We start from the raw sequence: 13,766 nt of genomic DNA on the forward strand, positions 1-13,766 counted from the left end.
CTTGAACTTAAAGATGATAAAAAGTCTTTATTGAATGATTTTACAATTGCTGACACTAAAACCTCAACTTTTGATGAAACTTGGAAACCAGTTTGGGGAGAAGTAGATCACATTAGAAATCATTATAATGAATTGGCTGTTACTTTAAACCAAAAAGGAACAGACAGACAAATCGTTATCCGTTTCCGTTTATTCGACGACGGACTTGGATTTAGATATGAATTTCCAGCACAAAAGAATCTTACCTATTTTGTAATTAAAGAAGAAAGATCTCAATTTGCTATGACAGGAGATCATACTGCTTTCTGGATTCCAGGAGATTATGACACTCAGGAATACGATTATACAAAATCTAAATTATCAGAAATTAGAGGTTTATCTGAGAAAGCATATACAGCAAACGTTTCTCAAAAATCTTTTTCACCAACAGGAGTTCAGACTTCTTTGATGTTAAAAACAGCTGATGGAATCTACATCAACTTACACGAAGCAGCTTTGATTGACTATTCTTGTATGCACTTGAATTTAGACGATAAAAATTTAGTTTTCGAATCTTGGTTAACGCCAGATGCAAAAGGAGATAAAGGTCATATGCAAGCGCCAAATCATTCGCCTTGGAGAACGATTATTGTGAGCGATGATGCTAGAGAAATCTTAGCTTCAAAAATGACTTATAACTTAAACGATCCATCAAAAATTGATAATACTTCTTGGATTAAACCAGTAAAATATGTTGGTGTTTGGTGGGAAATGATCACAGGAAAAAGCTCTTGGTCATACACAAACGATTACCCAACAGTTCAATTAGGTGTTACAGATTTCGCAAAAGCAAAACCAAACGGAACGCACGGAGCAAACAATGCTAACGTAAAAAAATATATTGATTTCGCTGCTGCAAATGGTTTCGACGCTGTTCTAGTTGAAGGATGGAACGAAGGTTGGGAAGACTGGTTTGGACATTCTAAAGATTATGTTTTTGATTTCTTGACTCCTTACCCAGATTTTGATGTAAAAGGTCTTCACGAATACGCTAAATCTAAAGGTGTAAAAATCATCATGCACCACGAAACTTCTGGATCTGTTCGTAACTACGAGCGTCACATGGATGCAGCTTACAAATTCATGAATGATAACGGATACGATGCTGTAAAAAGCGGTTACGTAGGTGATATTTTACCAAGAGGCGAAAACCACTACAGCCAATGGATTGTAAACCATTATCAATACGCTATCGAAAAGGCAGCTGATTATAAAATTATGGTGAATGCTCACGAAGCAGTTCGTCCAACAGGAATCGCTAGAACGTATCCTAACTTAATTGGAAACGAAGCAGCAAGAGGAACAGAATACCAAGCTTTTGGAGGTTCAAAACCAAATCACGTAACAGTTTTACCATTTACACGTTTAATTGGTGGTCCAATGGATTATACTCCGGGAATCTTCGAAATGGATATCAGCAAAATGAATCCGGACAACAAATCGCATGTAAACAGTACAATCTGTAACCAATTGGCATTGTATGTTACGATGTATAGTCCGTTGCAAATGGCGGCAGATACTCCAGAAAACTACAACCGTTTCCCAGATGCTTTCCAATTCATTAAAGATGTGGCTGTAGATTGGTCAGAAAGTAAATATATTGAAGCTGAGCCAGGAGATTTTATCACTGTTGCTCGTAAAGCAAAAGGAACAAACAACTGGTTTGTTGGAAACGTAAACGGAGAAACGCCACGTACATCAAACATTGATTTCAGTTTCCTTGAGAAAGGTAAAAAATATACCGCAACAATTTACGCTGATGCAAAAGATGCGCATTACAAAACTAATCCGCAAGCTTACACAATCAAGAAAATTGCTGTAACCAATAAATCAAAATTATCTCAGTTTTCTGCTCCAGGAGGAGGTTATGCGATAAGCATTATTGAAACAAAATAATTTAATAAACCATATAAGAAATGTAAGTCCATTTAAATAGAAATCTCCCCAGTTTTTGTCTTAAATGTTCTTACATTTCTTATATGGTTTAAATTCATCTTTACTATGAATAACCTAAAAATTAACCACATATTTTATAAAATAGTTTTAATGGTTCTGTTGTTTTCCGCTTCCGCGAAAGCGCAAATCCAAAAAGCAGAACCACCATTTTGGTACGCAGGAATGAAAAATTCGGAACTGCAGATTATGTTCTACGGAAAAAATATCGCACAATACGAAGCTTCAGTTTCCAACAATGTTGCGATCAAAAATGTAGAAAAAACAGAAAACCCAAACTATCTTTTCGTAACCATCGATACAAAAGATGTCAAAGCTTCTGAATTGATTTTCTCTTTCAAAAACAATAATAAAGTTGCCTTTAAACAAAAATATACGCTTAAAGAAAGGAGAGCGAATTCTGCCGATAGAAAAAGCTACGATGCATCTGATTTGATTTACTTAATCATGCCGGATCGTTTTGCAAACGGAAATCCGAAAAACGATAGCGACGCTTCTTTAACTGAAAAAGGAAATCGTCAAGATCCTAGCGGACGTCATGGCGGAGATATCGAAGGAATCATTAAAAACTTAGATTATATTTCGTCTCTTGGTGCAACCACAATTTGGAGCACACCTTTGTGCGAAGACAACGACAAACAGCATTCGTACCATACTTACGGACAATCGGACGTTTACAAAATTGATCCACGTTACGGAACGAATGACGATTATGCTCGTCTTTCTGCAGAAATGCACAAAAAGAATATGAAATTGGTTATGGATTATGTAACGAATCATTGGGGAATTACCCATTGGATGATGAAAGATATTCCAACTAAAACTTGGTTCAATCAATTCGAAACTTTCACGCAAACGCATCACCGTCGTGAAGTAATTACAGATATCCATGCTTCAAAAATAGATCAGGAAGTTTGTGTTGATGGCTGGTTTGTACCTTCTATGCCGGATTTAAATTTAAGAAATCCTCTTGTTGCCAAATATTTAACTCAAAATGCTATTTGGTGGATTGAATTTGCAAATCTTGATGGTTTTAGAGTTGATACTTATAATTACTCTGACAAAACTGCTATGGCAAATTGGGCAAAATCTATTACAGATGAATATCCTAATTTTAATATTGTGGGTGAAATCTGGATGCACAATCAAGCGAATTTAGCTTTTTGGCAAAAAGACAGTAAAATTGGTGCGATTGAAAACTACAATTCAAACCTTCCTTCTGTAATGGATTTTACGCTTCAAAGCCAAATCACTTCTGCTTTCAGTGAAGATGAACCAAACTGGGACAGCGGATTGATTAAATTCTACAACAATTTTGCAATGGATTTTTTATATCCAAATACCAATAACATTTTGGTTTTTTCCGAAAATCACGATACAGATCGTATGAACGAAAAGTTCAAATATGATTTACCAAAATACAAACTGGCAATGACTTTATTGGCAACAGTTCGTGGAATTCCGCAAATCTATTACGGTTCAGAGATTGGAATGGGCGGAGATAAAGGTAAAGGCGGCGATGCCGATATTCGTCAAGATTTCCCAGGCGGATGGGCTGGCGATAAAAACAATGCTTTTACAAAAGAAGGAAGAACTCCAGAACAGGCAGCTTATTTTGATTTCAGTTCGAAATTATTCAGCTGGAGAAAAACAAACGAAGCAGTTCATTTCGGAAAAATGACGCATTATATTCCTGAAAACAACACTTATGTTTATTTCAGATATACAGATGCTAAAACGGTAATGGTCGTTTTCAATAATAATGCTAAAGAACAAGTTGTAAAAACAAACCGTTTCAAAGAAAGCATCAAAAACTTTAAATCTGGTAAAGATGTTATCACAGGAAAAACATTCGATTTAGCTTCTGAAATTACTTTAGAACCAAAATCAGCTTTGGTTTTAGAATTAGAATAGCAATATTTATTCTCTCGCAGATTTTGCAGATTAAGCAGATAATTAAAAAAGAAAATCTGCCGAATCTGCGAGATCTGCGAGAAACTTTTTTTTGCCACAGATTACACAGATTAACACAGATTTTGTTCGCCACAAATTGCACGAATTTCCACGAATTTATTTATCATACTTGAATTAGTGAAAATTTGTGCAATTCGTGACAGAAGAAAAAAATCCTTTCAAATCCTTTAATCTGTGGCTATTTTTTTCAACATAATGTATGTCTAAAAAATTCCTAAATAATGAAAAAATACACTTTCCTTTTTTTATCTTTAGTATACTTAACAATGAGTTGTTCTGGCTCAAAATCAGTTACAATGAATAATACTTCGAAAACACCTTTCGTTTGGGAAGGCGCAAATGTTTATTTTTTACTTACAGATCGTTTTTACAACGGAGATACTTCAAACGATGTCAATTTTAACCGAACTAAAACTCCCGGAAAACTACGCGGATTTGAAGGCGGTGACATTATCGGAATCACTAAAAAAATAGAATCAGGATATTTTGAAAAACTAGGAATCAATGCCATTTGGCTTACGCCGATTGTAGAACAGATTCACGATGGTGTTGATGAAGGAACTGGACTTAGCTATGGTTTTCATGGCTATTGGGCAAAAGACTGGACTGCTTTAGATCCTAACTTCGGAACAAAACAAGATTTAGCCAACTTGGTAAAAAAGGCACACGAAAAAGGAATCAGAATAATTCTCGATGGCGTAATCAATCATACAGGTCCAGTAACTCCAGAAGATCCAGTTTGGCCTTCAGATTGGGTAAGAACTGGCGTTGTCTGCGATTACAAATCGTTCGAAAATACAACGATGTGTACTTTGGTTGATAATCTTCCGGATGTTAGAACAGAAAGTACTCAGGAAGTAGCGCTCCCTCCTCTCTTAATTGAAAAATGGAAAAAAGAAGGTCGTTACGAAAAAGAAGTATCTTCTTTGGATGAATTTTTCAAAAGAACAAATTATCCAAGAACACCAAAATATTACATCATTAAATGGCTTACAGATTATATTTTAGAATTTGGAATTGATGGTTACCGAGGAGATACTGTAAAACATACCGACGAAAACGTTTGGGCAGATTTTAAAAAAGAATGTGAGTACGCTTTTGAAACTTGGAAAAAACATCATCCGATGCAAGTTTTAGATCAAAACCCATTTTATACAATTGCCGAGGTTTATGGCTACGGAATTAGCGGAGGGCAGGACTATGATTTTGGAGATCGAAAAGTCAATTATTTCCAAAATGGTTTCAACAGCATGATCAATTTTGAGTTTAAATGGAATGCTGCTCAAAACGATTACGAAGGTTTGTTTTCTAAATATTCGAATGCATTTGAATAATGATTTAAAAGGCTATTCTGTTCTTAATTATATGTCTTCTCACGACGACGGACAGCCTTTTGATGCCAACAGAACAAAAAGCATTGAAACAGCCAATAAACTATTGCTTTCTCCTGGAATGTCTCAAGTTTATTATGGAGACGAATCAGCTAGATCTTTAGTTATTGAAGGAACTCAAGGCGATGCCACTTTACGTTCTAATATGAATTGGGAGGATATTCAGAATAATCCTGAAACGCAGAAAACACTTTTACATTGGCAGAAATTAGGTCAGTTTAGACGAAATCATCCTGCCGTTGGAGCTGGAATTCACAAACTGATTAATCCGTATCCTTATACTTTTTCCAGAATATTTACGAAACGGCTCTTTTACAGATAAAGTTGTTATGGGAGTAGATTTACCAAAAGGCAGAAAAGAACTTCCAATCGGTGACATCTTTCCAAACGGAACAAAACTAAAAGACACTTACTCGAATCAAGAAGTTGAAGTAATTGATGGAAAAGTGATTATTGACAATGATTTTGATATTGTTTTATTAGAAGAGATTTAAAAAATATTTTCCTCTCGCAGATTTAGGAGATTGAGCAGATAATTTAAAAGCAATCTGCCGAATCTGCTAAATCTGCGAGAGACATAATTTAGCACAGATTTTGACAATCATTTTAATCCTTTAATCTGTGGCTATTATTTTTCCTTTGCTCCTTTGTACCTTTGCAACTCTGAACCTTTATAAAATGAATGTTTTAAAGATTGCACATCGAGGCGCCAAAGCCTACGAACCTGAAAATACTTTACAAGCTTTTCAAAAAGCGTTAGACCTAAATTCAGACGGAATTGAACTTGATGTTCACCTAAGCTCTGACGGACATATCATCGTAATTCACGATGAAACCATCGACAGAACAACCAATGGAAAAGGTTTAGTGGGTGATTTTACTCTAGCAGAATTAAAATCATTTTTAATTGATGGAAAATACCAAATCCCAACTTTAATCGAAGTTTTTGATTTGGTTGACAAAAAATGCCTGATCAATATCGAATTAAAAGGCTTAGGAACTGCACCGAAAGTTGTCAGCTTAATTGAAGAATATGTTTCAAAAAAAGACTGGAATTACAATCAATTTATAGTTTCGAGTTTCGAATGGAATATGCTGGAAGAAACATCAAACTTAAATCCAAATATCCCAATTGGTGTTTTAACAGAAGAAAATATAGATACTGCTTTGGCTTTCGCCGAAAAAATAAAAGCAAAAGCCATTCATCCTGATTTTAATTTATTGAATAAAGAAAATGTGCAACAAATGCAGGAAAAAGGTTTTCTGGTTTTACCTTGGACAGTAAACTCAGAAGAAGACATTCAAAAAGTAAAAAGTTATCAAGTAAACGGAATTATCTCTGATAATCCAGATAAAATATAAAGTATAAAATTTTTAGCCACAGATTATTAGGATTAAAAGGATTTTTTTTTCGCCACAAATTTCACGAATTTCCACGAATTAATTTATTCATACTTAAATCTGTGTAAATCGTTTTATCCCGATAGCTATCAGGAGTGGCAGAAAAAAAATTAGTGCCAATTTGTGCAATTCGTGGCAACCAAAAAAAAATATGATCAAAAATTTCGACATAATCATCGTTGGCGGAGGCGCTGCAGGTTTTTTTACCGCAATTAATATTGCAGAGAAGAATTCGAAACTCAAAATTGCTATTTTAGAAAGAGGAAAAGAAGTGCTTTCTAAAGTCCGTGTTTCTGGCGGCGGACGATGCAACGTTACACACGCTTGTTTTGAACCCAACGAGTTGGTTAAATTTTATCCTCGTGGCGAAAAAGAACTTCGCGGGCCTTTTCATCAATTTTGTTCTGGAGATACCATTGAATGGTTTGAAAAACACGGTGTCGAATTAAAAATCGAAGAAGACGGCAGAATGTTTCCAGTTTCTAATTCTTCACAAACGATTATCGATTGTTTCTTAAAAGCAACCGAAAAACTAGGCATAAAAGTTTTGACAGGTCAAAGCGTACAATCCATTTTCAAAAAAGAAAATCATTGGAAAATTGATACACAAACTGATAATTATGCTGCCGAAAAATTAGTAATGGCAACAGGTAGTAATCCTAAAATCTGGGAAATGCTTCAGGAACATGGTCACGCCGTTGTGAGCCCCGTTCCTTCCCTATTTACTTTCAATATCAAAGATTCCAGAATTAAAGAATTACCTGGTGTTGCTGCACAAGTAACCGTAAATGTAAAAGATACGAAACTAGAATCTACAGGCCCTTTATTAATCACACATTGGGGAATGAGCGGTCCAGCGATTTTAAAACTTTCGGCTTGGGGCGCACGCATTCTGCACGACAAAAATTATCAGTTTACCATTTTTGTGAATTGGCTAAATGATGTTGATTTTGAAGATACCGAAAAAATCCTGAAAGATTTAAAACAAGAACACGCTAAAAAAGCCGTTTCTAAAAAATCTCCTTTCGACTTTCCGAATCGTTTATGGGAAAGTTTGGTTCTGGCTTCGGGAATTGATTCTGAAACGAAATGGGCAGATTTATCTAAAAACCAATTGCAAAACCTAGCTTCACAATTAACAAAAGCTGAATTTAAAGTCAACGGAAAAAGTACTTTTAAAGAAGAATTTGTAACCGCTGGCGGAATCGATTTAAAAGAAATCAACTTCAAAACCATGGAAAGCAAAATTCATGAAAACCTTTATTTTGCTGGTGAAATTGTAAACATAGACGCTATTACAGGCGGATTTAATTTTCAGAATGCTTGGACAAGCGGGTTCATTCTGGCTCAAAATATTTAATACAAAATGAAATTTAAAGGAATTATTTTTGATTTAGACGGGACATTAGTCAATTCTTTAGAAGACATCTCAGATGCGATGAATAAAGTGCTTACTGCTCTAAGTTACCCCACACATACTTACGACACTTACCAATATTTTATCGGAAGTGGTTTACGAAATTTGGTAAGCAAAGCATTGCCAGACACAAACAATTCTGATGATGAAATCGAAAGTTGTTTTGAATGTATGGTCGATGAATACACTAAAATCTGTACGCTCAAAACAAAACCTTATGACGGAATTGTAGAGTTACTAGAAAACCTGACTTCACAAAATATCAAAATGGCTGTTTTCTCCAACAAAGCCGATGAATTAACGAAGAAAATAGCATCAGAAATATTCCCAAAACAATTTGATATTGCGGTTGGTTTAAGCACAGAAGAACTTAAAAAACCAAATCCGTTTGAGGCGATTGAGATTAGCAAAAAATGGAATTTAAAACCAGAAGAAATCCTGTTCGTTGGCGATTCTGATATTGATATGAAAACGGCAGTAAACGCTAATATGTTTCCTGTTGGCGTAACTTGGGGTTACAGAACAGAACAAGAATTGAAAAACAGCGGTGCAAAAGCGGTTATCAATAATGCTTCGGAATTAATTGAAATATTGTAAATAGTGAATGCTGAATTACAAAAACAAATACTATCGATCTCTTCGTTTTCTGAAAATGAAATCGAAAGGATTGATTCTTGTTTTGAATACGAAAAATTCACGGCCAAAGAATATCTTTCTTCAATGGGAAAAATAAGCAACAAGATTTTCTTTATTGTTGAAGGATTAGCACGAGTTTATTATCTGAAAGACGGAAAAGAAATTACCACTTATTTAAGCTGTGATGAAGGTTTTATTGCTTCGTATTCCAGTTTTATAAATCAATCGGTTTCTTTTGAAAGTATTCAATGCATTGAAGATTGTGAAGTGCTTTCGATTACTTTCGAAAAAATGCAGTTTTTGTATAACGAAATTCCGAATTGGGAACGTGTCGGAAGAATTTTAGCCGAACAGAACTACCTATGTATGGCCGATCGGGTTTTAAAACTACAAATGATTCCTGCCAAAGAAAAATACCAGACTTTTCTAACATCGGCTCCAGCCAAAATAATACAACGAACACCTCTAATTTATATCGCTTCTTTTCTGGGAATTACGCCAGAATCTTTAAGCAGAATCCGTCAAGACATTTCTTAACATTTATCAAGTGGATTGAAAAACGGAATTCAAATCTTTGTCAAAATAAAATTTCAAAAAGATGAAGAATATTGCCAAAGACGTTTACCAAATCCCTTTATTTCCACGAAATGCCATTAATTGTTATGTAATTGAAGATGTTTTAATTGATGCAGGAATTCGAACTTCAGCAAATACAATTTTAAAAACTTTAAAAAACAAAACGGTAACCAAACACGCCTTAACGCACGCACACGCCGATCATCAGGGAAGCAGTAAAACAATATGCGAAACTCTGAATATTCCGCTTTTATGTAGCGAACCTGAAAAAGAATTTGCCGAAAACGGAAATGTAATTACAGAATACCCAAATCCGAATCATTTTATTTCGAAATTTCAGAAAAACTTTTGGGCAGGAAAAGGACATCCTGTTTCTCAAATCTTAAAAGAGGGCGATCAAATTGGTGGATTCACAGTTATCGAAACTCCAGGACATTCAAGCGGACATATCTCTTTTTTTAGAGAAAAAGACGGTGTTTTAATTGTTGGAGATGTGATGACCAATATGAACCTTTTAACTACAAAAGTCGGTTTACATAAACCACCAAATTTGTTTACTGCTGACAAAGAAACCAATAGAAAATCCATTCTAAAATTGGCTTCGCTAAAACCAAAAATACTTTGTTTTGGTCACGGGCCTGTTTTATTTAACAATGGAGAATTAGAGAATTTCAAAAACTCGATCGTGTTTAATTAACAAGAATTTACAGATTCTGTAAGTTTTCATTAAGACTATTATAATAATTTTACTCTCAACTAATTAATCCTATATGAGAGTAAAATTACTTACCACAATTTCTATTTTTACTTATCAGCTCAGCGTTTCTCAAACAGAAAAACTATTAAACGGAAAAGTTCTTGCGCAAAACATTCCGCTTAATAAAGTAGAGGTGATTAACAAAACAGCTAAAACTAGCACAAGAACAAATGAGCTAGGTGAATTTTCAATTTTAGTCCGTCCACAAGACAGCCTGCTTTTTTACTCCAAAGACTATTTCTTTAAAAGATTTAAAATTTCTCAGGAAAACATAGATCAAAACAACATGGTTGTAAATATGATTTTGAAACCTGAAGAATTGAATGAAGTTGTAATAACTAAGGTTGAATTTGACAAAGTTAAGATTAGTGCTGATGACGTTGCAGATGTATTAATAAGTAAAAATGCCAAAGATTTATTCTGGAACACAGGAGTTAGTGATAATACCATTAGAGAAGCTCTTCGAGTTTCATTTCCTTTAAAAGGTAAACAGAAAAAACCAATTGAAGTTGCAGATGACCGTTTTAAGAAACTGATAAAGGCTTATTGTCCATCCGATTTTTTCATTAAAAATTTAAAACTAAAGCCCGAAGAAAAAGAACTTTTCATTGATTTTTGCGACTCAGATCCGAAATCAAAAACACTTCTGGAGAACCCAAATGTTTTGACTATTATGGATTTCTTGTATACTAAAAACGAAGAGTTTAAGAAGCTGAGGTAAACTTTTTTAGCTTATTCCATTTTATAAAAAATACAACAAAAGCAATTAATAAAATTAGTATTATTCCCGAAAGGATAATAATAATTGTTTCTATTTGAGATATATAACCTGAATATATGTTCCCTTTGCTTTCTCTTAATGCACGAAGTTGAGAACCGTAACTTTGAGCTCTTTCACTATAGTAGTCAATTTCACCTTGGGCGCTATTGATCATTCTTTCTACAATCAAATCTCCCTCATAACCATAATTTCTTGCAGTTCTGTAAGTCTCAAGCGCACTGTTATTTTTTCCTAACAATTCTGCAAGATTGCCAAGTTCAAAGAGTAGAATAGAAATAATTTTATCTTTTGGCTCTATAAACGACATTCTTTCATTTACCTGAAAATAAATTGATTGTGCCAATTCCTCAATCTCTTTTTGAGACAGTTTTGTTTTAGGCTCACGTGAAGTTCCAAAATTTGTATTAATTAAAAACTGACCTGAGACATCCTTTAAATTCTTGATTTTTCCTTCTAATATTTTCAAGTGAAGCCATTCTGATCCTTCATGAGATTTAGGATTTATAACAATAGACTTTTTAATCCAATCGTAGGCTTTTTGGTTTTCACCCATTAATTCATAAAGCGTTCCTAAATTAGATGCTGTGGAATATCTATTAGGTTTAATTTTTTCAATGTTAAGATATAATTTTAGAGCTTCATCATATTTTCCTAGAACAATTAAAAGATATCCTTTATCAGATAGATAATCTAGATCTTTCGTCTTCTTATATAAGCTGTCAAGTTCAATAATCAATCTTGGAAAATCTCCCTTGAAAAAGTAATGTCCTTGAGGATTAATCCCATCATAATCTTGATAAGCATAAGCTCCATTTTTTAAAATTTTGGTTTCACCATTCAAACAAGCAAAAGCTTTAAATGATATCAAAACCAAAATAACTAGGAAGATTTTAAATCTATTCATAAAGTAATTAATTAAACTTGAAACAAAAAAGAACCTAAAACCTAGAAACAAAACTACTTATTCAACCACCAAATACTGGCATTCAAAACAGTAGCAAATCCAACCCAAGCTAAATATGGAATTAATAAATAACCTGAAATTTTATTGATTTTGATGAATTTTAAATACGTTTCGTAAATCATCAACCATAAAAGCACAATTTCGATTAAAGCTAACATCGGATTTTTTAGTCCGAAGAATAAATAAGACCATATTGAATTTAAAATCAATTGAATTATAAAGAATAGCAATGCCTTTTTTACTTCTTCTGTATTTTCTTTTATTTTATCCCAAACTAATGCCACAGCAATTGCCATAAAAATATAAAGCACTGTCCAAACTGGCATAAAAATCCAATTCGGCGGGTTAAAAACTGGTTTTTCCAACGTTATGTACCAAGTCTCAATACTTGGTCTTGTAACCAAACTCGCAGAATATCCTACTGTTAAACAAATTACTAATGCTATGGCGATCTTTACGAACTTATTCATGGTATCAAATTTTGAATTCAAAAATAGTCAAAAGAAAAGTTTAAACCATATAAGTGATGTAAGTTCATTTTAGCAAATTCCGCTTATAATTTCTTATATAACTTATATGGTGGAAAAATGAAAAAGTTATCTTTGCCAAAATTTTATAATTCATGTATTCAGCATCTGATTTTATACCAAATTCATATACTTCAACAATAGAAAACGGAAACTTTGAATGGAGTGCGCCAAGCAACATTGCTTTGGTAAAATACTGGGGAAAAAAAGACAACCAGATTCCAGCAAATCCTTCTGTTAGTTTTACTTTAAATAACTGTAAAACAATAACCAAACTTGCCTTTTCTAAAAAAGACGCTTCGACCCCGCTTAGCGGGACAAATAGTTTTTCTTTTGATTTACTTTTTGAAGAAAAACCAAAAGAAGATTTCAAACCAAAGATTCAGAAGTTTTTGGAAAGAGTTGAGGTTTATCTGCCGTTTTTGAAAGACTATCATTTTACAATCGATACTCAAAATACATTTCCGCATAGTTCAGGAATTGCTTCTTCGGCTTCTGGAATGGCAGCTTTGGCAATGAATTTTATGAGCTTGGAAAAACAGCTGAATCCTGAAATGACTGACGAATATTTTTATCAAAAAGCTTCATTTCTAGCTCGTTTAGGCTCTGGAAGTGCCTGCCGAAGCGTAAAGGGAAATGTGGTAGTTTGGGGAAATCAGGAAAATATTGAAGGAAGTACAGATTTGTTTGGAGTTGAATTTCCATATACAATTCATGAAAACTTCAAGAATTATCAAGATACTATTTTATTGGTTGACAAAGGCGAAAAACAAGTTTCGAGCACCGTTGGACATGATTTAATGCACAATCATCCATATGCTGAAAGACGTTTTGCTCAAGCACACGAAAATCTAGATAAATTAATTGCCATTTTTGAAAACGGAGATCTAAATGAATTTATAAAAGTGGTAGAAAGTGAAGCATTGACACTACACGCTATGATGATGACATCGATGCCATATTTCATTTTAATGAAACCAAATACGCTTCAAATCATAAATGCAATCTGGAAATTCAGAAATGAAACCCAAATTCCGGTGTGTTTTACACTTGATGCCGGTGCCAATGTGCATGTACTGTATCCTGAAAACGTTAGCGAAAAAGTACTTCAATTTATTCAGGTCGAATTAGTTGTATTTTGTCAGAATAGTCAATACATTTGCGACAAAATTGGACACGGTGCAATTGCATTATAATTTTCCGTATCTTTAGTTAAATTTTTTATTAGAAAGACATAAAATAAATCATGAAAGGACCATTATTTTACTCAAAAATATTACTCTTTGGAGAATACGGAATTATCCGCGACTCTAAAGGACTTTCTATCCCTTATAACTTTTACAATGGCGC

The 13,766-nt window shown here is 33.9% G+C and carries 11 protein-coding genes and 2 pseudogenes; 11 read left to right on the forward strand and 2 right to left on the reverse strand.

The features are described 5' to 3' along the window. From B3J44_RS06415 to B3J44_RS06455, 9 genes and pseudogenes are all read left to right on the forward strand, one after another. Positions 1 to 1,935 (forward strand): glycoside hydrolase family 97 protein (locus tag B3J44_RS06415; protein ID WP_286966931.1); only part of this gene is annotated, 1,935 nt, incomplete at its 5' end. Between the two features lie 105 nt (positions 1,936 to 2,040). Next, the gene (locus B3J44_RS06420; protein WP_286966933.1) at positions 2,041 to 3,906 is read left to right on the forward strand and encodes a glycoside hydrolase family 13 protein; all 1,866 of its coding nucleotides are present in this window, start codon (positions 2,041 to 2,043) and stop codon (positions 3,904 to 3,906) included. Between the two features lie 281 nt (positions 3,907 to 4,187). Then, positions 4,188 to 5,851, forward strand: a pseudogene (locus B3J44_RS06425) (alpha-amylase family glycosyl hydrolase). A 184-nt stretch (positions 5,852 to 6,035) separates the two neighbouring features. Then, the gene (locus B3J44_RS06430) at positions 6,036 to 6,719 is read left to right on the forward strand and encodes a glycerophosphodiester phosphodiesterase (protein ID WP_286966938.1); all 684 of its coding nucleotides are present in this window, start codon (positions 6,036 to 6,038) and stop codon (positions 6,717 to 6,719) included. A gap of 190 nt (positions 6,720 to 6,909) precedes the next feature. Further along, entirely contained in the window at positions 6,910 to 8,118 is a 1,209-nt protein-coding gene (locus B3J44_RS06435) for an NAD(P)/FAD-dependent oxidoreductase (RefSeq protein WP_286966939.1), read from the forward strand. Between the two features lie 6 nt (positions 8,119 to 8,124). Continuing rightward, entirely contained in the window at positions 8,125 to 8,772 is a 648-nt protein-coding gene (locus B3J44_RS06440; protein ID WP_286966944.1) for an HAD family hydrolase, read from the forward strand. A gap of 3 nt (positions 8,773 to 8,775) precedes the next feature. After that, positions 8,776 to 9,348: a Crp/Fnr family transcriptional regulator gene (locus B3J44_RS06445; protein WP_286966952.1), complete on the forward strand. Its 573-nt coding sequence runs from the start codon at positions 8,776 to 8,778 to the stop codon at positions 9,346 to 9,348. Between the two features lie 61 nt (positions 9,349 to 9,409). Then, complete coding sequence (locus B3J44_RS06450) at positions 9,410 to 10,084, forward strand: MBL fold metallo-hydrolase (RefSeq protein WP_286966955.1); 675 nt, start codon at positions 9,410 to 9,412, stop codon at positions 10,082 to 10,084. Between the two features lie 73 nt (positions 10,085 to 10,157). Then, entirely contained in the window at positions 10,158 to 10,865 is a 708-nt protein-coding gene (locus B3J44_RS06455; RefSeq protein ID WP_286966959.1) for a hypothetical protein, read from the forward strand. Here the strand turns inward: B3J44_RS06455 and B3J44_RS06460 are convergent. Together B3J44_RS06460 and B3J44_RS06465 are read right to left on the reverse strand one after the other, a co-directional pair. After that, positions 10,849 to 11,829 carry a tetratricopeptide repeat protein gene (locus B3J44_RS06460; protein WP_286966961.1) on the reverse strand — a complete coding sequence of 327 codons (981 nt, stop codon included), beginning with the start codon at positions 11,827 to 11,829 and terminating at the stop codon, positions 10,849 to 10,851. The genes B3J44_RS06455 and B3J44_RS06460 overlap by 17 nt on opposite strands. Before the next feature lie 53 nt (positions 11,830 to 11,882). Continuing rightward, a complete protein-coding gene (locus tag B3J44_RS06465) occupies positions 11,883 to 12,359 on the reverse strand; it encodes a TspO/MBR family protein (RefSeq protein WP_286966967.1) in 477 nt (158 codons plus the stop codon). Positions 12,360 to 12,511: 152 nt separating this feature from the next. Between B3J44_RS06465 and B3J44_RS06470 the strand changes: the two genes are divergently transcribed. Both B3J44_RS06470 and B3J44_RS06475 read left to right on the forward strand, forming a co-directional pair. Next, positions 12,512 to 13,612, forward strand: coding sequence for a diphosphomevalonate/mevalonate 3,5-bisphosphate decarboxylase family protein (locus B3J44_RS06470; RefSeq protein ID WP_286966972.1), 1,101 nt, complete (start codon positions 12,512 to 12,514; stop codon positions 13,610 to 13,612). Between the two features lie 50 nt (positions 13,613 to 13,662). Next, positions 13,663 to 13,766: pseudogene (locus B3J44_RS06475) on the forward strand (mevalonate kinase); the annotation flags it as partial.

Origin of the sequence: Flavobacterium sp. UBA4854 (assembly GCF_002399805.1) — a bacterium.
Taxonomy (GTDB): domain Bacteria; phylum Bacteroidota; class Bacteroidia; order Flavobacteriales; family Flavobacteriaceae; genus Flavobacterium; species Flavobacterium ginsengisoli.